The 21552-nt window shown below is 35.5% G+C and carries 22 protein-coding genes and 1 tRNA gene; 15 read left to right on the forward strand and 8 right to left on the reverse strand.

The genetic code is table 11. The features are described from left to right. Positions 1-65: 65 nt before the first annotated feature. Positions 66-2522 carry a DUF5916 domain-containing protein gene (locus ACK4R1_RS04910; RefSeq protein ID WP_409684281.1) on the reverse strand — a complete coding sequence of 819 codons (2457 nt, stop codon included), beginning with the start codon at positions 2520-2522 and terminating at the stop codon, positions 66-68. A 191-nt stretch (positions 2523-2713) separates the two neighbouring features. On the opposite strand from ACK4R1_RS04910, the gene ACK4R1_RS04915 reads away from it, so the two are divergent. Next, complete coding sequence (locus ACK4R1_RS04915; RefSeq protein ID WP_409684283.1) at positions 2714-3421, forward strand: murein L,D-transpeptidase catalytic domain family protein; 708 nt, start codon at positions 2714-2716, stop codon at positions 3419-3421. Here the strand turns inward: ACK4R1_RS04915 and ACK4R1_RS04920 are convergent. Beyond that, positions 3410-3853, reverse strand: a complete 444-nt coding sequence (locus ACK4R1_RS04920; protein ID WP_409684284.1) for a GNAT family N-acetyltransferase — start codon at positions 3851-3853, stop codon at positions 3410-3412. The genes ACK4R1_RS04915 and ACK4R1_RS04920 overlap by 12 nt on opposite strands. Before the next feature lie 122 nt (positions 3854-3975). On the opposite strand from ACK4R1_RS04920, the gene ACK4R1_RS04925 reads away from it, so the two are divergent. Next, a tRNA-Gly gene (locus ACK4R1_RS04925) sits at positions 3976-4048 on the forward strand. Between the two features lie 142 nt (positions 4049-4190). On the opposite strand, the gene pepE is transcribed toward ACK4R1_RS04925, so the two are convergent. Next, on the reverse strand, positions 4191-4901 hold the full coding sequence (pepE, locus tag ACK4R1_RS04930; protein WP_409684286.1) for a dipeptidase PepE: 711 nt from the start codon (positions 4899-4901) through the stop codon (positions 4191-4193). A gap of 304 nt (positions 4902-5205) precedes the next feature. Here pepE and ACK4R1_RS04935 point away from each other — a divergent pair, with 304 nt between their 5' ends. From ACK4R1_RS04935 to ACK4R1_RS04955, 5 genes are read left to right on the forward strand one after another with little or no spacing between them, the layout of a single operon-like run. Continuing rightward, the gene (locus tag ACK4R1_RS04935) at positions 5206-5964 is read left to right on the forward strand and encodes a hypothetical protein (RefSeq protein WP_409684288.1); all 759 of its coding nucleotides are present in this window, start codon (positions 5206-5208) and stop codon (positions 5962-5964) included. Between the two features lie 10 nt (positions 5965-5974). Continuing rightward, positions 5975-6475, forward strand: a complete 501-nt coding sequence (locus tag ACK4R1_RS04940) for a DUF6702 family protein (RefSeq protein WP_409684290.1) — start codon at positions 5975-5977, stop codon at positions 6473-6475. 59 nt (positions 6476-6534) lie between these two features. After that, positions 6535-8784, forward strand: a complete 2250-nt coding sequence (locus tag ACK4R1_RS04945) for a M1 family metallopeptidase (RefSeq protein WP_409684292.1) — start codon at positions 6535-6537, stop codon at positions 8782-8784. Between the two features lie 44 nt (positions 8785-8828). After that, on the forward strand, positions 8829-9152 hold the full coding sequence (locus ACK4R1_RS04950; protein ID WP_409684294.1) for a twin-arginine translocase TatA/TatE family subunit: 324 nt from the start codon (positions 8829-8831) through the stop codon (positions 9150-9152). After that, on the forward strand, positions 9152-9706 hold the full coding sequence (locus tag ACK4R1_RS04955) for a phosphatase PAP2 family protein (protein WP_409684296.1): 555 nt from the start codon (positions 9152-9154) through the stop codon (positions 9704-9706). Before ACK4R1_RS04950 ends, ACK4R1_RS04955 begins: the two co-directional genes overlap by 1 nt. Positions 9707-9745: 39 nt before the next feature. On the opposite strand, the gene ACK4R1_RS04960 is transcribed toward ACK4R1_RS04955, so the two are convergent. Beyond that, positions 9746-10387: an O-methyltransferase gene (locus ACK4R1_RS04960; RefSeq protein ID WP_409684298.1), complete on the reverse strand. Its 642-nt coding sequence runs from the start codon at positions 10385-10387 to the stop codon at positions 9746-9748. A gap of 60 nt (positions 10388-10447) precedes the next feature. On the opposite strand from ACK4R1_RS04960, the gene rlmN reads away from it, so the two are divergent. The 6 genes from rlmN (at position 10448) to dnaG (ending at position 17429) form a co-directional block, all read left to right on the forward strand. Further along, on the forward strand, positions 10448-11488 hold the full coding sequence (rlmN, locus tag ACK4R1_RS04965; RefSeq protein ID WP_409684300.1) for a 23S rRNA (adenine(2503)-C(2))-methyltransferase RlmN: 1041 nt from the start codon (positions 10448-10450) through the stop codon (positions 11486-11488). Positions 11489-11705: 217 nt separating this feature from the next. Then, positions 11706-12686: a polyprenyl synthetase family protein gene (locus tag ACK4R1_RS04970; protein WP_409684302.1), complete on the forward strand. Its 981-nt coding sequence runs from the start codon at positions 11706-11708 to the stop codon at positions 12684-12686. A gap of 148 nt (positions 12687-12834) precedes the next feature. Continuing rightward, positions 12835-13395 (forward strand): RNA polymerase sigma factor, encoded by a 561-nt coding sequence (locus ACK4R1_RS04975; protein ID WP_409684304.1) that lies wholly within the window; start codon positions 12835-12837, stop codon positions 13393-13395. Further along, positions 13382-14128 carry a hypothetical protein gene (locus tag ACK4R1_RS04980; protein WP_409684306.1) on the forward strand — a complete coding sequence of 249 codons (747 nt, stop codon included), beginning with the start codon at positions 13382-13384 and terminating at the stop codon, positions 14126-14128. Before ACK4R1_RS04975 ends, ACK4R1_RS04980 begins: the two co-directional genes overlap by 14 nt. An 86-nt stretch (positions 14129-14214) precedes the next feature. Next, positions 14215-15273, forward strand: a complete 1059-nt coding sequence (locus ACK4R1_RS04985; protein ID WP_409684308.1) for a hypothetical protein — start codon at positions 14215-14217, stop codon at positions 15271-15273. Positions 15274-15437: 164 nt separating this feature from the next. Beyond that, positions 15438-17429 carry a DNA primase gene (dnaG, locus tag ACK4R1_RS04990; protein ID WP_409684310.1) on the forward strand — a complete coding sequence of 664 codons (1992 nt, stop codon included), beginning with the start codon at positions 15438-15440 and terminating at the stop codon, positions 17427-17429. A gap of 29 nt (positions 17430-17458) precedes the next feature. Here the strand turns inward: dnaG and ACK4R1_RS04995 are convergent, their stop codons facing one another. Next, the gene (locus ACK4R1_RS04995) at positions 17459-18088 is read right to left on the reverse strand and encodes a response regulator transcription factor (RefSeq protein WP_121311819.1); all 630 of its coding nucleotides are present in this window, start codon (positions 18086-18088) and stop codon (positions 17459-17461) included. A gap of 82 nt (positions 18089-18170) precedes the next feature. Beyond that, positions 18171-18977: an NAD(+) synthase gene (gene nadE, locus ACK4R1_RS05000; RefSeq protein ID WP_409684312.1), complete on the reverse strand. Its 807-nt coding sequence runs from the start codon at positions 18975-18977 to the stop codon at positions 18171-18173. Positions 18978-19073: 96 nt separating this feature from the next. On the opposite strand from nadE, the gene gldB reads away from it, so the two are divergent. Next, the gene (gene gldB, locus ACK4R1_RS05005; RefSeq protein ID WP_409684314.1) at positions 19074-20036 is read left to right on the forward strand and encodes a gliding motility lipoprotein GldB; all 963 of its coding nucleotides are present in this window, start codon (positions 19074-19076) and stop codon (positions 20034-20036) included. Then, positions 20029-20364 (forward strand): gliding motility protein GldC, encoded by a 336-nt coding sequence (gene gldC, locus ACK4R1_RS05010; RefSeq protein ID WP_409684316.1) that lies wholly within the window; start codon positions 20029-20031, stop codon positions 20362-20364. The genes gldB and gldC overlap by 8 nt, the downstream gene beginning before the upstream one ends. A 9-nt stretch (positions 20365-20373) precedes the next feature. Here gldC and ACK4R1_RS05015 read toward each other — a convergent pair whose 3' ends face one another. Further along, positions 20374-20913, reverse strand: coding sequence for a hypothetical protein (locus ACK4R1_RS05015; RefSeq protein WP_409684318.1), 540 nt, complete (start codon positions 20911-20913; stop codon positions 20374-20376). A gap of 3 nt (positions 20914-20916) precedes the next feature. After that, positions 20917-21534 carry a ribosome biogenesis GTP-binding protein YihA/YsxC gene (gene yihA / locus ACK4R1_RS05020; protein WP_409684320.1) on the reverse strand — a complete coding sequence of 206 codons (618 nt, stop codon included), beginning with the start codon at positions 21532-21534 and terminating at the stop codon, positions 20917-20919. Between the last annotated feature and the right edge of the window lie 18 nt (positions 21535-21552).

Consider the following 21552-nt stretch of genomic DNA (forward strand, 5'->3'; position numbering starts at 1 on the left):
TTATTACTTGTAGTTTGGTCTTCAGCCTTGAGTGAGTAGCAAAGTTAAGGCTAATTTTCTGTTTTTTAGAAGCGTTCTCTGGTTTTAGGTTTGGTGAACGAATTATAAAAGCGAGAATTTTTTACCGAGTTGTAATCAATAAAATAACGAATGCTGATAGAGAAAACGTGATTCAGGTTTTCGCTGTCCAAAACATCATTGAGATTGCTTTCATATTGGCGGTTAAATTCTCTACTAAACAAAAAGGCGTTATTTCGATATAAAACAGAAACTTGACTTCCCGGAGCAAACCACCAAGAATAAGTGAGGTCAAGATTCCATAAATTCAGATTCGAATTTTTATTGGTGGTATAACTTGAATTGTTTACATAACTCCCATCGTCCATTAGAGTTAATATTTCATTATTGGTGGCATGAGACCAATAGTGGCGAACATTTAAATTAAAGTTCATCGTGTTGTTGATAGAGTATTTTCCTTGCAGAGTATTGATGTGTGTAATTCTGTTTCTTCGGGCAAAAATGGTGTTGTCATCTGCATCAAAATCAATCCAACCTACATTGTTGTTCTGTCTGCTAAAGGTAAAGCTATATATTAAAGAGAATCGATCGCTAAAACGGTATCTTGGACTGAATAAAACGGTATAGTTTTTTCTGCCTTTTTCATCAAAAACAGTGATGGAAGGATTGATGTCAAGGGCAAACGGTCGGTTGTAATTGGTAGAATACAAAAAGTAAGTTCTAACATTTCTTGGAATGTTTACAAAACGCTGTTCACCTATGGATCTGGGCTCATAAAAATCGGACACATCCAATGGGTTGCTGTAAATTCCAAAGCCATAAAAGTCGTTTAGTTTGTCGTAGGCGTTAAAATACAAATTCAGGTTTCCGGCTTGAATTCTTCCGGTTCTGTTGTCAAACTCTGTGTAAGTATTCAAAAAGGCTTGAAATGAGTTGAATATTTTATTGGGATTTAAAGTCCTGTAATTAGAATTAATATAGAAACCGTGATAATGGGTCATAAAATTGATGCCCAAATCGTTGTTGTCAAAATCTGTTGAGGCATAAACACTCCCAATACTATAGCGATAGTTGCCACTCGTTTCTCCTAAATTAATATTGGCCGCTATTCCTTTTTTATCATCTATGTCAGCCATGTTATTCACATAACTATATTTAACAGCACCCGACAAGTTATAGGTATTTTTCTTGGTGTTTAAATCCCACACCAAAGCCGAAACATTAGCATCTCTGAATTCGCCGTTCCGAGTTACATTAGTATTGATTAATGACACCGAAGAGTTTTTTCTGAAACGTTGGTCAAGAACTAAGACGTTGTAATTGGCCAGCGGTGCTATATTTTGTAGGCGCGTTTCACCGGTGTCGTTATTTTTGACCACTACGCTGGTGTTTTCTGTTACCGCATTTAAAACACCTATACCCAAACCACTTTTGGTTCTACCGGAAACTTTCAAAGCATTAATCAATCTAATAGAACCGGGCTGGTCAATTATTGTTTCATCATCGGCGATATTAATTTCGGGTGTTTCACCAATTCTTCGGGTGTAAAGTAAATCGCCTTTGCTGAACATATCGGTTCCTTCGGTAAAAAACGGTCGGTTTTCACTGAATTGTTGTTCAAAAGCGGTCAGGTTTAATTCGACATTGTCAAATTTGGTTTGGCCAAAATCGGGAATTAAAATGGCATCCAAAGTAAAAGCATCATTGATGCCATATTTAATGTCCATTCCGCCTTTGAATTCACCAAAAGTTTTTTGCGATTTATTGGAATACAAATATTGCGAAGCATACGGAATTAGGAATAATCGGGTAGGGGTTTCAATGTTTTCAATGCCTTCTAAAATTCCGGCTTGTGTACTTTCGTTGGTAATACTTCTATCTAGTTTTGACCATGAATATTGTTGTCTGAAACGGCGAACTTCGCGGTAAAAATTGATGCCCCAAGTTTGTTTTTTTTCTGAAGGAAATCGGAGTGCAGCATAAGGTATTTTCATTTCAACACGCCATCCGAAATTAGTAACATCAACATGGCTTTCCCAAATAGCATCCCAAGAAAAATCTTCACCTTTGGCCTCGGTATAAACACCATCTTGTTGCACACCGGCGGCACTTACAAAAAAACGAAACTCTTGTTGTCCGTCATTATAACCGTTGATGAGAACGCCAAAATGATCAGCTGTAGCAAAATCATCTCTTAAGGTAAACTCTTTTAGTATTTTTTGAGGTTCGTCATCATATAAGGTAGCAGCAATGTAAATAGCAGTATTGTCATAAACAACTTTTACTTCTGTACGTCTTTCATTGGGTGCAGGTTTTCCGTTGTCAGGTTCAATCATTACAAAATCAGTGGCCATTTTAGCATCTTTCCAAGCCAATTCGTCAAACTTACCGTCAATAGTGATTTTGTTATCAGTAGATTTTGTTTGAAGTGTTTTCTTTTGACTAAAAACTAAGCAGGAAAAAAGCAAAAAAGCATAAAGAAATAAGTAAGAAAATTTAGGCATTGATGGTTTTGTTTGACGAACAAAAATAACTATTTAATTGATATTTACAATCTTTGTTCAAATAAAAGCTATTGATTTATAAAGTATTATGAAAATTAAAATTAGCTTAATAAAAGGCAAATAATTTGGTTTTGGATAAATATAATATATATTTGCCCAACCCAAGTCTAATATTAAACCTATAGCAGTCAATGAATTATAAATCCTTCTCTTTGTTGTTTTTCGTGTTGTTGATGTCTTTCGACACTGTAACTGATAAAATAAACCCAGTAATTTCAAGTTTGGAGAAAACCGAGAAAGCGACTTCAGCAAATGCATCTGTTTATAGTCAAATAGATGCTAATTCTTTTGCGTTGCCTAGTTTTGAGTGTTTTAATTTGGCTTTTGACGGATTCAATCATCTCAAGGAAAAAGGGTTGATTCAAAAAAATATATTGACGATTGTTGATTTTAGTTTGTCTTCTAATACTAAAAGACTTTGGGTGATAGATTTGGATAAAAATATCGTTTTGTTTCAAACATTAGTAGCACACGGTAGAAATACAGGTGAAGAATTTGCGCAAGCTTTTTCTAACCAAGCCGAGTCTTTTAAAAGTAGCGTGGGTTTTTATGCTACCGCCGAAATCTATAATGGAAAACACGGCATGTCCCTAAAATTAGACGGATTGCAAAAAGGCTTGAACGATAAAGCCAGAGAAAGAGCGGTAGTAATGCATGGTGCCGATTATGTTTCGGAATCTTTTATCAAGCAAAACAAAAGATTAGGCAGAAGTTTGGGTTGTCCTGCAGTTCCGGTTGAGCTTAACCAGAAAATCATCAATGTGATTAAGGACAAATCTTGTTTGTTTATTTACCATCCTACGGTTAAGCAAGAAATAGTTTCTAAGTTAGCTTCTTAGTCTTTTCCACATTATATAATGTTTGCCTACGTCAGGAATATCAAAGGAATTCCCAATGATTTCGTATTCCATTTTTTGATAAAAGCCAACGGCATTTTCACGAGCATTGAACCAAATTAAAGAAACGTTTTGAGCCTTGAGGATCTTTTCAGCATGTTCAACTAATAGGCTTCCGAATCCTTTTCCCTGATTGTTTTCTAAAACTGCCATGCCTCGAATTTGAGATTGATTTTTGTCTTCAAATAGATGACTTTTATGGTCGAAAAGAGAGATTACACCTTGAAGAATTCCATTTTCATACAAACCAAAATGCTTTGTACTTGTCAAATTGTCACCATCAAAGTAGCAACTTTCAATCGGTTTTCCCTTTCTGAGCACCGGATGACGGACTGTAATGGTCTCTTGGGCTGAAATTTTTCTAATGGTTAACATTTTTATTTTTATAACTAAATGGTTTTCTTAAGGTTATATGCACTACTGTTTTTTGTAACATTTTTTTTGAAAAAAATTTGCATCAAAGCAAAGTTATTCTATATATTTGCACCCACATTAATGCGGAAGTAGCTCAGTTGGTAGAGCTCCAGCCTTCCAAGCTGGTTGTCGCGAGTTCGAGCCTCGTCTTCCGCTCTGAAAGTCTCAAACTATAGTTTGGGACTTTTTTATTTTGGTTTTGGCGAGAAGTTTATCCCGATTCATCGGGAAGCCTCGTCTTCCGCTCTGAAAGTCTCAAACGATTTTTTATTTTAATTTGCGAATCTGCGGTTAAATTTCATTTTCCTAAATAAGCCAAATCTGTTTCCGGCTCCAGCTCTACAGGAGTTTGATTCTGCTGAAACAATCGTGCGGTTAAATTTCCTTTTAAAATTATTTTTTCGCCGGAAACTTCTAACCAACTGCCTTCACGTAACCCTAAAACGGGAGTCGAATTGAAAGCATGGAATTCTTTGATTCTGGTTTCACGGGTTTCGCCCATGTGTTTGCTGTTGGTATCCGGATCTAAATAATGCGGATTCAAATTAAACGGAATCAACCCCAAAGTTTTAAAACTAGGCGGATAAATAATCGGCATGTCATTGGTCGTTTGCATCGTTAAGCCGGTAATATTACTTCCGGCACTTGAACCTAGATAAGGTGTTCCGCTTTCAACCGTTTTAGCTAAAACGTCCATCACCTTATTTTGATACAATTGGGTAACCAATAAAAAAGTGTTGCCACCGCCGGTAAAAATTCCTTGTGCTTTTTGAATACCTTCTACAGGATTTTCAAATTCATGCAAACCTTTCACAGTTAAGTTAATTTTGGCGAAAGCCTGACGAACATTAGCCGTATAATCGTCATGAGATATTCCGCCTGGACGAGCATACGGTATGAAAAGGATTTCACTACAGTCTTTGAAGTGATTTTCCAGGGTTGCCAACAAGTAGTCTAAATAACTTCCTCCGTGTATCGTTGAGGTACTGGCTATAATTAGTTTTTTCATTTACAATTCATTTTATCTGACTTCCAATGGTAGTCTTCCTTCAAATATTAAATCTCAAAAATAGTGTTTTTACTGATTTTATTTAACAAATAATTACCAAGATGTTGGCATTTATTTAGGAAACAGTAAGATATTTTTACCAAGTCTAATGATTCTTGTGATAACTGGTTTAATTAGCTAAATTTTATTCAACACCAAAAATAAAATGTAAACTGCTTTTGTATTAACTATCTAAAATGTATTAATCCTTGTCAGGTTGATGGCAAATAGTTACTACTTTTGACTATTAATTAAAGCAATTCGAATGAAGTACAAAATACTGATTTTACTTTTTTTTATTCACAATATTGGATTTTCACAATCCGCAGAATTGGTGTTTCTTAAAGGTAAAATTGTTTGCGCTATCAAAGAGCTTAACCAAATTAATGTTTTCAATCTTCGTTCAGAATCATCGACTACAACTAATGAAACCGGCGATTATTCAATGTTTGTGAAAGTAGGTGATACGCTTCGATTCAAAAGTTTACAAACTGAAACTAAGGACATTATTATTCAAGAAGATGATTTAGCCAAAAAGCTTCTGGCCACTACACTCATTCCGAAAGTGATTGCATTGCAAGAAGTTGAAATCAAAGAATACAAAGACATTAATGCGGTTTCACTTGGCATCCTTGACAAACCGGCAAAAAAATATACACCGGCCGAAAGAAGATTGGCTGCCGCTGAAGAGTTCCATTGGTATAGTCCGTTGTTAATTCCACTTGGCGGAATGAGTTTCGATGGCTTAATCAACTCCATCAGCGGAAGAACGGCTATGTTGAAAAAAGAGCTCGAAGTGGAGAAAAAAGAGCTTTTGATGACCAAAATTGAAAACCAATTCGAAACCAATTATTTCACTGAAAAATTGAAAATCCCTGAAGAGAATGTCAAAGGGTTTTTGTACTATATAGTAGAAGACCCAAAATTAATGGAGTTAATAAATGCCAAAGATAAAGAGATGGCTAAGTTTAGGATGAGTGAATTAGCGACCCATTTTTTGGCATTGATAAAACCTGAGAAATAATAATATGACTATGAAAAGATTGCTCAAAATATTCCTTTTGTCATTGATTTTTGTCGGACTTACATCGGCTGATTCGCATCGATTTTATGTGTCAATTTACCAAATTGATTTTGTACCACAGAAAAAAAGGATTGAAATTACCACCAGAATTTTCATGGACGATTTGAATGATGCTGTGACCAAAGCCTATAAAAAAAGCACCAATATCGGCACCCAAAAGGAAACGCCGGAAGATGTTGCTCTACTAAAAAAATATTTGGCAGAAAACTTTAAACTTATTGTAAACGGCAAATCCAAAGCCTATAATTATTTGAGTAGTGAAGTGGAAAGTAATGTTGTGATTTGTTATTTAAGTATTAAAGAAGTGTCTAAAGTTACTTCGCTCGAGGTTGAAAATTCAATCCTTATTGACGTACATTCTGAACAACAAAATATTATTCAATTTAATAATAACGGTAAGAAGCAAAACCTTTTATTGTCTGCATCAATCACTAAAGGAATGTTAAAATAATTTTCGATTTTATTCTGTAACAGAAATTTATCTACATTTATGACCTTAAAAATAAGGCTATGAATTGTAAAACAAAGGTTTTATCATTTTTTTTCTTGCTGCTGATGGGATTACTTCAAGCACAAGAAACTCCAAAAAATTCCAAATCAGAAGAAAGAAATCCGGATAAGTTTAAACAAATGTACGACCTAATGGCAACGCCTAATATGTATCGTACAGCATCGGGAGCACCGGGTCCAGAATATTATCAACAACAAGCCGATTACAAAATCGATGTCGAATTAGATGATAAAAACCAAAAGTTATACGGAACAGAAACCATTACTTATACTAATAATGCTAAGGAATCATTAGATTATTTATGGTTACAATTAGACCAAAACGAAAAAGCGAGAAACTCCAATTCGCCTTTGGTTGAAAATAAAAAAACTGATCCCGCTTTTTCAGCGCAAGCTTTTTCCAGAAAATATTTAGAAGAAGATTTTGATGGTGGATTCAGAATCGAATATGTAAAAGATGTGCAAGGAAAGCCTATGGCGTACACCATCAACCAAACCATGATGCGTATAGAGTTGCCTAAGGTTTTAAAGCACAAAGAAAAAATTACTTTCTCCATCAAATGGTGGTACAACATCAACAATTATACTATTGATGGCGGTCGTTCGGGTTATGAGCATTTTGAAAAAGATGGTAACAATCTGTATGTTTTAGCGCAATTTTATCCAAGAATGGCGGTTTATAACGATGTTGAAGGTTGGCAAAATATGCAGTTTTGGGGTTCAGGCGAGTTTGCTTTGACTTTTGGAAACTATGAAGTAAACATTACTGTTCCGGCCGATCATATCATGGAAGCTACAGGTTCATTAATGAACAGAAGCGAAGTTTTTACAGCCGAACAATTAAAAAGATATGCCGAAGCTGAAAAGTCTTTCGACAAACCGATTGTAGTAGTTACACAAGCCGAAGCCGAAGCGGCAGAAAAAGGCTTTTCTGAAAAGAAAAAAACTTGGAAATTCAAAGCCGAAAATGTACGTGATTTTGGAATTTCCACTTCCAGAAAATTCATTTATGATGCGATGGCAGTCAAAACCGGTAGCACGACTTCAATGGCGATTTCGTTGTATCCAAAAGAAGGCAATCCGCTTTGGGGAGAATATTCTACCCGAATTGTAGCGCATACGCTAAAAAGTTATTCTTCCTACACTTTCGATTATCCTTATCCAAAAGCAGTTTCAATTAATGCACGCGACCAAGGAATGGAATACCCAATGATTTGTTGGAATTATGGTCGTCCTGACGAAAATGGAAAATATTCCGACCAAACAAAATATGGCATGTTAGGCGTAATTTGTCACGAAGTTGGGCACAATTTTTTCCCGATGATTGTCAACTCCGATGAACGTCAATGGACATGGATGGATGAAGGTTTGAATTCGTTTATGGAATATTTAGCTGAAAAGTCATTTGATCCAAATTTTCCAACCCGTCGTGGTCCGGCCAAAAATATTATTCCTTATATGAGTGGTGACCAAACCGGTTTGGAACCGATAATGACCAATTCAGAGAGTTTGCGTCAATTTGGGAACAACGCCTACGGAAAACCGGCAACGGCCTTAAACATCTTGCGGGAAACGATTATGGGTCATGAATTATTTGATTATGCCTTCAAAACTTATGCGAACCGATGGAAGTTCAAACATCCAACACCGGAAGATTTTTTCAGAACGATGGAAGACGCTTCGGCAGTCGATTTAGATTGGTTTTGGCGTGGTTGGTTTTACACTACTGATTACACTGATATAGGAATTAAAGAAGTAAAAAAATATTTTGTATCCAATGAAGCTTCGAAAGAAGTCAGCGATTTTTTAAAGACCAGACGTCGTCGTGATTCAAGAAACGGAGCTATGGTTTACATGATTGCTGAAGGAAGTTCAGATTTCAAACCGGAGTTGAATAAACCTTTTAAAATTAAAGACTTTCAAGCTTTGGAGGATTATGTGAACAAACAATTCACCGCAGAGGAAAGAGCCAAGTTAAGTGAGCCAAAGTATTTTTACCAAGTGACTTTTGACAAACCCGGCGGATTGGTAATGCCGATTATCGTCGAAATTACCTTTGAAGACGGAACGACTGAAAACCATTATTTTCCGGCTCAAATTTGGAGAATGAATGACAAAGAAGTCAACAGAACTTTTGCCACTCAAAAAGCCATTGCTAAAATTGTAGTCGATCCGAAAGAGGAAACGGCTGACATTAACACTTCAAATAATTCTTGGCCAAAAACAACGGAAAAATCAAAATTTGATTAGCAGAACTTTGTAACTTTGCGACTTTATAATTAAGCACTTCAAATATGTTTGGAATAGGCGGTGGCGAATTAATTTTTATCGTTTTCATAGCATTGATGCTTTTCGGTTCTGATAAAGTTCCGGAAATCGCACGAACTTTGGGTAAAATAATGGCGCAAGTAAAAAATGCAACCAACGATATTAAATCTGAAATTCAAAAAAGCGCAGAGGTTAAAGAAATTAATGATTCGGTAAAAGGATTAACATCAACATTTACGGACGAAGTTGAAAAAGTAAAAAGCAATGTCTCCGAAAATATATTGCCAGAAGTCAACAAAGCTGCAGAAGATTTAGACTCTCTAACCGGTCCAATTAAACGCCAATTTTAATGCTCGAAAAAATAATTCAACTCGATAAGGAATTATTAGTCTATTTGAACGGTTTGGGTTCTGAACGTTTCGATGGACTGTGGTTGATTATTACCAAGCAAGTATATTGGGCTCCGATATTCTTATTCATTTTTTATCTTTTACAAAAGAAGATTGGCTGGAAAAATTTTGGCTATTATGTGCTTTTTACCGCAGTGATGATTTTGATTTGTGATCAAACGGTGAATCTTTTCAAATATAATTTTGAACGCATGAGGCCTTGCAACGACGAAGAAATCAAAGGCATCATCAGATTGGTGAAAACCAGTAAATCGTTTAGCTTTTTCTCGGGTCATGCTGCCAATTCAATGGCAAGTACTGTTTTTGGTTTTATGATTTTAAAGCGATATTACAAACATGCTTATTTATTGTTTCTTTTCCCTTTGATATTCGCTTACAGCAGAATTTACCTTGGGTTGCATTTTCCATCGGATATTTTAACCGGCTATATTTTCGGAGCAACGCTAGGATTCATTTGTTACAAACTGTACGCAAAATTCGTAATTCGTAATTAACTTCGTTCAATGCAGCTTTTCAACCTCGGGGCGTAATTTTTATTTCACTCTTGAAACTGTCAACCCATCGCGAATCGGCAGTAAAACGGTTTCAACCCTTGGATCATTTTTCAATAGTTGGTTGTATTCTAAAATGATTTTAGTCGTAATGTCTTTTGGATTCAATTCTTCCAAAACTTTGCCACTCCACAAAACGTTGTCGGAAAGTATGATGCCACCTTTGTTCATCATCGGAACAATCAAGTGAAAGTAGTTGATGTAGTTTTCCTTATCAGCATCAATAAAGACCAAATCGTATTTCTTATTTAAAGTTGGAATAATTTCTAAAGCGTCGCCAAGATGTTGTGAAATTTGGCTTGACCATTCACTTCTATCAAAATATTTCCTTTGAAAATCAACCAGTTCTTCTTCGATATCTAAAGTGTCAATCGTTCCGTTTTCGGCTAAACCTTCGGCCAAACAAAGCGTCGCATAACCGGTATAAGTGCCAATTTCCAAGATATTAGTCGGATGAATGATTTTAGATAACATACTCAAAACCCGCCCTTGAAAATGACCGCTCAACATTCTGGGATTCAATATTTTTTGGTAAGTTTCTTTGTTCAATTGCGTCAACAATTCCGGTTCGTCTTGGGAATGTTGCGTTACATAGAGATCTAATTCGTCTGATAGAAAGTGCATAACGTTATTTTTTACAAAAATACGAATTAACAAATAACCAAAATACCCTAAATTTGCGCCATGGAAATCGAGAAAAAAGACATCCGAAGCTTAACCAAAACACAATTGCGAGATTTTTTTGTGGCCAACGGTGACAAGGCTTTTCGCGGCAATCAGGTCTATGAATGGCTGTGGAGCAAAGCCTCGCATAATTTTGAAGACATGACCAATGTATCAAAGGAAACTCGTGCGATGTTGGAAGCCAACTTTGTAATCAATCATATCAAAGTCGATACGATGCAACGCAGCGAGGATGGAACCGTAAAAAATGCGGTTCGTTTGCACGATGGTTTAATCGTAGAAAGCGTTTTGATTCCAACAGAAACCAGAACAACGGCTTGTGTTTCCAGTCAAGTAGGTTGTAGTTTAGATTGTAATTTTTGTGCCACAGCACGTTTAAAAAGAATGCGAAATTTGGAACCGGGAGAAATCTACGACCAAGTGGTCGCGATTGACAGAGAAAGCCGTTTGTATTACAATCGTCCGTTGTCGAATATTGTTTTTATGGGCATGGGCGAACCGTTGATGAATTATAACAATGTAATGAAAGCCATTGATATGATTACCTCGGAAGAAGGTTTGGGCATGTCGCCAAAAAGAATCACAGTTTCTACATCAGGTGTTTCAAAAATGATTAAAAAAATGGCAGACGATGAGGTAAAATTCAAATTGGCAGTTTCGTTGCATTCGGCTATTGAAGAAACCCGAAATCACATTATGCCTTTCACTAAAAACTTCCAGTTGCCCGAATTGAAAGAAGCCTTGCAGTATTGGTACCAAAAAACCAAAAGCAAAGTCACTTATGAATATGTAGTTTGGAAAGGCATTAACGACGATAAAGCGTCGATCGATGCGTTGGTCAAATTCTGTAAATATGTGCCTTGCAAAGTCAATTTGATTGAATATAACCCAATTGATGACGGCGAATTCCAACAAGCGTCAAACGAAGCTATTGACAATTACATCAAGGCTTTAAGCAAATACGATATCGTGGCCAAAGTGCGTCGAAGTCGTGGAAAAGATATTGATGCTGCTTGTGGACAATTGGCTAATAAATCATAGTTTAGTCAAAATCAGGAGCGAATGGTTAGCGCATTTTTGCTGTCCGTATTCCCGCTTTTCGTTACAATCTTTTTTAATTGCCTTGGGTTTAAACCCAAGGCAATTAAAAAAGGATTTCCACTACAATCAGGGCTAAAATAGGAATTGTATGGATTAAAGTTAAGATTGTAACAAGAACATCTTTACTTCATTCAAAATACTTATTTTTACAGCATAAATGAATATCACTTCGCAAATAAAAAAGCCTATTCAGGAAGAAATGGAACTTTTCGAGAAAAAGTTCTACGAATCAATGACTTCCAAAGTAGCGCTGTTAAATAGAATCACTTATTATATTGTCAATAGAAAAGGAAAACAAATGCGCCCGATGTTTGTTTTTTTGGTCGCCAAAATGCTTTCCGAAGACAACAAAGTCAATGAAAGAACCTACCGTGGTGCTTCGGTAATCGAATTGATTCACACAGCAACCCTAGTTCATGACGATGTTGTTGACGACAGTAACCAAAGGCGCGGATTTTTCTCTATCAATGCACTCTGGAAAAATAAAATTGCGGTTTTGGTTGGTGATTATTTACTATCAAAAGGATTGTTGCTTTCTATAGATTATGGCGATTTTGATTTGCTTCGAATCATTTCCGTAGCCGTACGCGAAATGAGTGAAGGTGAATTACTCCAAATAGAAAAAGCCCGTCGTTTAGATATAGTAGAAGAGGTTTACTACGAAATCATCCGTAAAAAAACAGCAACTTTAATCGCATCTTGTTGTGCACTTGGCGCCAAGTCGGTTTCCGAGGAGGAAACTCAAGTAGAAGCGATGCGAAAATTCGGGGAACTTATCGGAATGGCTTTTCAAATCAAAGACGATTTATTTGATTATACTGATGACGCCATTGGTAAACCTACCGGAATCGACATTAAAGAACAAAAAATGACTTTACCCTTGATACATGCTTTGAACAATTGTACGGATAAAGAAAAGAGTTGGTGTATCAATTCGATTAAAAACCACAACAAAGACAAAAAACGCGTTAAGGAAGTCATCCAATTTGTAAAAGACAAAAATGGCTTGCAGTATGCCGAACAAAAAATGGTGCAGTTCCAAGAAGAAGCTCTCCAAATTCTTCGAAATTTCCCCCAATCGGAATACCGTGACGCACTTTCGCTCATGGTAAATTACGTTATTGAAAGAAAAAAATAATTTTTTTAAAAAATATTTTCAGCTGCAAAGGATTGATTTTATTGATATTTTCTACATTTTTATTTTAAAATTTATTTTTTTTCAGTTCATCATGCAACCATTTTTAGACGACTCTCGTCTATGCCAATAGAAACACTAACCAATAGTTTTGAAAGTAATCAACTTACATAAAGACGAAAAAGAATTAATCGAACTGGCTGTCGAAAACAATCGACACGCACAGCATCAGATTTATTCCAAATTAGCTCCAAAAATGTTGAGTGTTTGCCGTCAATATATCAAAGATGTACATCAGGCGGAAGACATCATGATTACCGCTTTTATGAAAGTGTTTACCAATTTGAAAAATTTTGAACACAAAGGCAGTTTTGAAGGTTGGATTAGAAGAATTATGGTCAATGAATGTATTTCTTTTATCAGAGTTCAGAAAAAGGTCAAGTTCATTGAAGACGAGAATTATTTTGAAGAAAGACATAACAATATTGAAAGCCAGTTTTCAGTTGAAGACATACAGTTTTTGATAGACAGTTTGCCCGATGGCTACAAAATGATTTTCAATTTGTATGCGATTGAAGGATTTAAACACCACGAAATCGCTACCATGTTAAGCATCAGCGAAGGCACTTCAAAATCACAATTATCACACGCTCGAAAAATGTTGCAGGAGAATATTACCAAATTAAAAAATTACAGCAATGGAACCGAATAAAATAGAAAAACAATTCAGAGAAAAGTTGAATGCGAGAGAAATTCAACCATCAGCCCAAGCTTGGGATCGATTGGATGCGATGTTGTCCGTTGCTGAAGAAAAAAAAACAAGAAAACCTTATGGCTTTTTGTTTATTGCTGCCAGTATTTTGGTTTTCGTAACACTTGGTTTGTTTTTGTTCAATCAAAATGGTACAGAAATTAATCCGGCAAATACAATTGTAGGAGCAGAAACTAAAATCGATACTGTTCAAAATAAAACAGAAAATAGTCAATTGCCAATAGTAGCAAGTCAACAACAAAATGAAGTCGTTGCAACGTCAGATATTCAACCGACAACCAACAACCGACAACCAACAACAAATCATCAAGGAGTTTCAATCAATAATCAATCAGGAACCAATCAAAACCCAATCATCAATCGAGAAAAACCAATTGAGTTTCAAAATTCATCAGATGTTGCTCAGAAAGACATGCCGAGAATTATGGAGCAAACCCAAATTGTAGTTGGAAAGCAAAACACCTCTAAATCAGACGAAAGGTTGTTAGCCGATTTAGACAAGTCTGCTAAACAGTCTGCCAACCAAGAGTCAAGTCTAAAAGTGGATGCCAAAAGTCTACTATCTCAAGTCGACGGAGAAGTAGAATACACATTCAGAGAAAAAATGCTCCAAAAAATCAACAAAAATTACCAAGAAGTTAAAGTGGCTTTGGCCAATAGAAATAACGAATAAGCAATATCAACATCAAAAATCAATGTCAATTGTACATTGCCATTAAAATTTAACAATCATTAATCATAATTTAAATCACAAACATCATGAAAAACTTTATTATTTATTCATCGTTATTACTGTGTCTTTTGGCAAGTAAATTGACAGCTCAAGAAAAAGAGAAAGTAGCAAAAGACGAAACTACTTTCGAATTAAGAGTAAAGCTTATTGCTAATAAAATTGAAGCAATAACCAAAGAAGAGAAAGCGGCTTTAAAAACTGAAATCGAATCGGTGAACAAAGAATTAGAAGCCGGAACGATTACTAAAGAACAAGCTGATGAAAAGAAATTGAAATTTGCCGAAATCCGTTCTAAAAATATCGAAACCAGAGTTGGTCAAGCTCAGGAAGAGTTAAAAGAATTAGTCAACCAAAAAGTAGCCGGAAAAATAAAAGACGATAGACAGCATTTGGGAATTCACTTTAACTGGGTTAATAAAAATGACTCTATCAGAAAAAGCAGAGGTGAAAGAAGAACCACGTCTCAGTTTGTTTTTGCTGCCGGAGTTAACAACTTAGTAACCGATGGAAGTGTAGCCAATTCAGATTTTAGGTATTGGGGTTCACATTTCTACGAATGGGGAACAACTTGGAATACCCGATTGCTTAAAAACGATAATTTATTGCATTTGAAATACGGAATGTCAGTCATGTATAATAATTTGCGCCCAACAGACAATCGTTTATTCGTGGTAGATGGAAACCAAACCAATCTGGAAACCAGTCCGGTGAATTTAAAAGATTCGCGACTAAGAAACGTTTATGTAACCGTACCGCTTCACTTAGAATTTGATTTTACCAAATCAAAAGACAAAGACGGTAAAAAAATCTTCAGAACTCATGAGAGCGTTCGCTTCGGGATTGGGGGTTATGCCGGAGTAAGAGTAAAATCGAAACAAAAAACCAAATACGAATTAGACGGTAACGATTTCTACATCAAAGAAAAAGGCGATTTCAATGCTAATGATTTTATCTATGGTGTGAGTACTTACCTCGGTTACGGAGAAACCAGTATTTATTTGAAATACGACTTGAATCCGTTGTTCAAAGACAACGCTATCAAACAAAACAACATATCCTTAGGTGTTCGTTTCGACTTGAATTAAAAGAATTTATTTAGGTTAGTTTATACTTCGAAAAGATGTTTCAGTAATGGAGCATCTTTTTTTATTTTAAATTTTAAATTTTAAATTCTGAATGTGTAAATTTACCCTCTTTGATTTTTTTAGTTTTCTAACAATTTAACAATCTAACAATCTAACAATCTATTTTGATTACCCGCGAAACCATAGATAAAGTATTTGAAACCGCACGAGTGGAAGAAGTCATCGGTGATTTCGTCCAGCTCAAACGCGCCGGTAGCAATTACAAAGGCTTGAGTCCGTTTTCGGATGAACGCTCGCCGTCATTTATGGTATCACCGGTAAAGCAAATTTGGAAAGATTTTAGTTCAGGAAAAGGCGGAAGTGTAGTGACTTTCTTGATGGAGCACGAACATTTCACGTATCCGGAAGCCATTCGTTTTTTGGCCAACAAATACAATATCGAAATTGAAGAAACAGAAGTTTCTCAAGAAGATAAAATTGAAGCCAATGAAAAGGAAAGTATGTATCTGGTGTCCGAATTTGCCAAAACCTATTTCCACGAAACCCTTTTAAATACCGAGGAAGGCAAAGCGATTGGTTTGTCTTATTTCAAAGAAAGAGGTTTTGCCAATGAAACGATTACTAAATTTGGACTAGGTTATTCGCCCGAATCTTGGGATGCATTTACCAAAGAAGCTTTGTCGAAAGGTTATCAATTAGAATTTTTAGAGAAAGTCGGATTGACCATTACCAGAGAAGATGGAAAGCATTTTGACCGTTTCAAAGGCAGAGTGATGTTTCCGATTCAAAGTTTGTCCGGGAGAAACTTAGGTTTTGGCGGTAGAATTTTGACCAATGATAAAAAAGCAGCTAAATATCTCAATTCACCAGAAAGTGATATCTACCATAAAAGCAAAGTCTTGTATGGAATTTTTCATGCTAAACAAGCCATCGCCAAGCAAAATAATTGTTATTTAGTTGAAGGTTATACCGATGTGATACAGTTGCATCAGGCCGGAATTGAAAATGTAGTAGCGTCTTCGGGAACGGCTTTAACACCGGATCAAATTCGATTAATCAATCGTTTGACCAAAAATATCACGGTGCTTTTTGACGGTGATGCTGCCGGATTGCGTGCTTCTGTTCGTGGAATCGATTTGATTTTGGAAGAAGGCATGAACGTCAAAGTTTGTACTTTCCCCGATGGAGATGATCCCGACAGTTTTGCCCGAAAGAACTCTTATGAGGATTTAGTTCATTATTTAGAAAATAACGCCAAAGATTTTATTCAGTTCAAAGCCTCACTTTTGATGAATGAAGCGAATAATGATCCCATCAAAAAAGCTGATTTGATTAGAGATATGGTGGTGAGTATTTCTAAAATCCCGGACCGAATTAAAAGAGAAATCTACATTCAGGAAACTGCTCGAATCATGGATATTTCGGAACAAGTATTGCTGAATACTTTGGCCCAGATTGTTCAAAAAGATATTTCAGAAGCTGGTAAAAAACTCAAGAATACCGAGAATTCAGGACAAACTGCTTTTGAAGTGGTTAAGAATGAACCACAAATCACTCAAGAAAAAGTCAATATAATATATGATTTAGAGCGAAAAATAATCGAAATGTTGTTGCTTTATGGCGCTCAAGAAGCTGATTTCGATGATTATATTCTAAAAGCCAATGAGGAAGGCGAAATGATAGAGGAAAAAGAAACCAATACTTTTAAAGTCTTCCAAAGAATCTATTTGAGTTTGCAGGAAGACGAAGTAGAATTGGCCAATCCAATATTTAAGGAGATTTATACAGATTTAATTAATTATTACAATCAAATAGAAGAGTTTAATATTGAACATTATTTGATGCAGTTGTCACCGGAACATTCTCAATTGGTTACTGATATTTTGATGACCGAAGAAAGAGAATTGCTTCATAATTGGGAAACCAAACATATTTATGTAAAAACCAAAACACAAAATGTGAGCCAATATGTTTCTGAAACTATTATTTCGCTACGCGAATATTTAATCAATAAACTCATTTTGGATTTAATGAATTCCTTTAGCAAAGAAGAAGAAAATGATGCAGCAGAAATTATGGCAAACATTAACGACTATAACAAATTAAAAGTCAGTTTGACCAATAAAATAGGTAGAATACGGTCAACTTATATATAAAAAAACCCGCTAAATGCGGGTTTTTACTTTTAAACGATTTCCAAAGTTTTCGCTTTGTTTACAAGATCAACCAAGTTGGTTACATTTAACTTCGTTAATAAACGAAGTTTGTACGTACTAATGGTTTTCTCATTAAGCGTTAAAATTTTTGCAATTTCGTTGTTCTTCTTGCCATCGCTTAAGAAACGCAATACTTCAATCTCTCTGTTTGAAAGTTTTCGGTACAAACGCTCTGATTTGTTCTGCTTAGCAATCAACGCTAGGTTTCGCTTGATCTCTTCGTTTAGGATAATTTGTCCTTGACTTACTTTGACAATGGTTATTCCTAAGTTTTCGAGCTTTGATGTCTTATGAACATATCCGGCACAGCCTGCTTTAATGGCATTTGGCGCATAAATGTGTTCAGACAAACTACTGAAGACGACAACTTTAGTTTTTGGAAAGTTTCTGATGATTGACTTGAGTTCATAAATACTTTTTAATCCTTCAAGTTCTAAATCGATGATTAAGACGTCAATTTCTTTGTTTCTTAAAGCATCTGGAACCATAAAAAAATTCCCTACGTTGGAAACTATACTTATCTCAGGATGGTCCTTGAAGTAAGCTTTCATTCCAAAGTGTACAACCGGAAAGTTATCCGCAATACATACATTTATCATAATTGTGGTATTTGATAAAAATTAATAGAAATTTACTGTAAAGTTAAAAAATTATATTCGAAAAATATTAACAATATTAATATTATTTTAAAAAAGTTGGGATTATACATACAGGAATAGGGTTCATTTTATGCTGATTTATAGTGTTTAATCGCTTATAAATCTCAAAAACTTCTTTTTCTCTACCCGAAAAGTCCTCGCTTTTCCTATGGTTTTCGGCTGCTAACATTGCCCATTCTAATTCATCATAACTGGCACCTAATTGATCTTCATCAGTTCTTGAATCGCCAAACAATCCATCAGTCGGTGCCGCATTTTGTATTGATTTGGGGATTTCTAAATATTCGCCTAATGCATAAACATCGCTCTTCATTAAATCGGCAATCGGACTCAAATCAACGCCGCCATCGCCATATTTGGTATAAAAACCAACACCAAAATCTTCTACTTTATTCCCGGTTCCAGCGACTAACAAGCCATGAATTCCCGCAAAATAGTACAAGGTTGTCATTCGTAATCTTGCCCTTGTGTTAGCTAATGACAAATTAAATTTGGTTTCATTGTCCGAATCGGGAACTGCTTTTTTAAATGTATCAAAAGTATTTGTCAAATCGATTTCTGCATTGAAAACGTTTGGAAAACGCTTTTTCAATTGGTCAATATGCTCTTTTCCTCGACTGACTTGACTCGGATCTTGATGGATGGGCATTTCAATACACCAAGTAGTCAAGCCTGTTTGCGCGCATAATGTTGAGGTAACCGCTGAATCAACACCGCCTGAAATACCAATCACAAAACCATTTACTTTTGCTTTCGTAGCATATTCCTTTAACCATGTAACAATATGGGTACTAGTTTGCCCTACTTTGATTTTACTTTTTTTAGCCATTTTTTTATGAAAGTTTTTAGAAACGGAAATGTATATTTGCAAATGTAAAAAATCACAAACTTTTCAGTCCCATTTTTGGTATATAAATTCTCTATAATGAAAAAGTATTTTGCAATAATAATCTTGTTTTTTTTATTGGTTTCTTGTAATAAGAAAACCAAAGTTGAGAAGGCTGTAGAAGCCATACCGGTTGCTTTAAAAGTTGATAGATTTGACCAAGCGTTCTTTGAAGCTTCTCCAAAAGATTTATCTAATTTAAAGGCCGAATATCCTTTTTTCTTTCCGGAAGGTTTTGATGATAAAGTTTGGATTGATAAAATGCAAGACAAAGATTGGAAAGATTTATATGCCGAAGTACAGAAAAAATACCCTGACTTTAACAAACAAACTTCTGAAATTGAAGATTTGTTCAAACACCTGAAATACTATTTCCCGGAAACTATTTTGCCTAGGGTTTATACTGTAATTGGTGAAATGGATTATAATAGCAAAGCGATTTATGCTAATGATAAATTGATTATTGCATTGGAACTTTATCTCGGTAAAGACACCAAGTTTTATACTTTTCCTGAATATTTAAAGCAAAATTTTGAAGAAAGACAAATGATGCCGGATATTGTGACCAGTTACGCGATGAGAAAAATTCCTTATCCAAGTGACAAGTCATTGTTGTCGAGTATGATTTATTATGGTAAAGAGTTATACTTAAAAGATCTAATGCTTCCCAATCATACCGATGCTGAAAAGATAGGCTATTTACCAGAACAACAAAATTGGTGTCAAGAAAACGAAAGTTACATTTGGCGCTTTTTTATAGAGGAAGATTTACTTTTCAGCTCCGATTCTAAACTACAAAATCGCTTTATTAATTTGGCTCCGTTTTCTAAGTTTTACCTGGAAATAGACAATGAATCACCCGGAAGAGTTGGGCAATGGATTGGCTGGCAAATCGTTCGTTCCTTTATGGAAAATAATGAAGTGAGTTTGCAAGACATGCTCAAAATGGACACCAAAGAATTATTTGAAAAATCAAAATACAAACCTAAAAAGAATGAGTAATACCATAAAATCTGAAATAAAATTCAACGTTGAATTAGACGAAAACCGTATCCCCGAAAAGTTAACTTGGACCGCTCAAGACGGCGGTGTCGAACAAGAAGAAGCTAAGGCGATGATGCTTTCTATTTGGGACAGTAAAGTGCAAGAAACCCTTCGTATTGATTTGTGGACCAAAGATATGCCGGTTGACGAAATGAAGTTGTTTTTCCACCAAACCTTAGTGGCCATGGCCGATACTTTCCAACGCGCTACTGCCGATGAGAAAATGGCGGATACGATGAAAGATTTCTGTGATTATTTTGCAGAAAAATTGGAGTTGAAGAAATAAAATTAGCGGTTAAAAAGTGTAACCTATTCTAAGGTGTAAATCAACAGCCACTTTATTGTCGACTTCATAGTCGTTTAAAACTATAAAAGTGCCAATGCCAAAACCGGCTTCATAAGTAAAATGATTGCCTAAAGTTCTTTTTATACCCCATTTAGGTACAAATGCTAAAGTGCTGATAATTGACACATTATCTTTATTTGAAATGATAAACCAATCCGGATTGTAAGTTGTGTTTACAGCTAAAAAGTTACCACTGTTATTGGCCGTCTTTCTTCCCTTTTTAACTCTTTTTTCAAGATTATAATACCATCTTGGTTCTAATCGAAGCGACGGAATCATTGCAGTTGTTGTAGAATTATCATTTCCTTGTATGCCAAAATCCAATCCAAGTTCAGTTCTTAAACTTATTTCGTCTGATAATCGGGTTTCGTTGTGCATCCAAATACCCAAAATTCCGGTTTGTACTCCAAAGATTGATTTTTCTACAGAAGTTGTACTTTGGCTAAAAGATAAATTGAATACCAAAAGAGTAAAAAACAGTTGCTTCATAAATTATAAATCGCCGCTTTTAAACATTTCTTCATTCACACTGTCTATAAAGTCCAAAACAGCATCTCTGCCAGTGGTTTCCGTCGCTGAGGTTACAAAATGTTGCGGCATTTCTTCCCAGTTGTTGGCCAAAAGCGCTTTTCTGTAAGCAGCAATATGAGCATCAATTTTGCCTCTACTGATTTTGTCTGCTTTAGTGAAAATAATACAAAATGGTACTTCAATTTCTCCCAAATAAGTAATGAATTCCAAATCAATTTTCTGAGCTTCCAATCGGATGTCGATTAGCACAAACGCACAAACTAATTGCTCTCTTTTTTCAAAATAATCGGTAATAAATTCCTGAAAAACTTCCTTGGTTTTCTTAGAAACACGAGCATAACCATAACCCGGTAAATCGACTAAAAACCAATTTAAATTGATTTTAAAGTGATTAATCAACTGCGTTTTTCCTGGTTTCCCCGAGGTTTTAGCCAAATTTTTATGGTTGGTCAACATGTTAATCAAGGACGATTTTCCTACATTGGAACGGCCAATAAAAGCATATTCCGGCAAAGGATCTTTCGGGCATTTGCTTACATCAGAATTGCTGATGATAAACTCGGCACTAGTAATTTTCATGGTATTAAAATAAAAAAG

The sequence above is a fragment of the Flavobacterium sp. genome (assembly GCF_046293665.1).
Lineage (GTDB): Bacteria > Bacteroidota > Bacteroidia > Flavobacteriales > Flavobacteriaceae > Flavobacterium.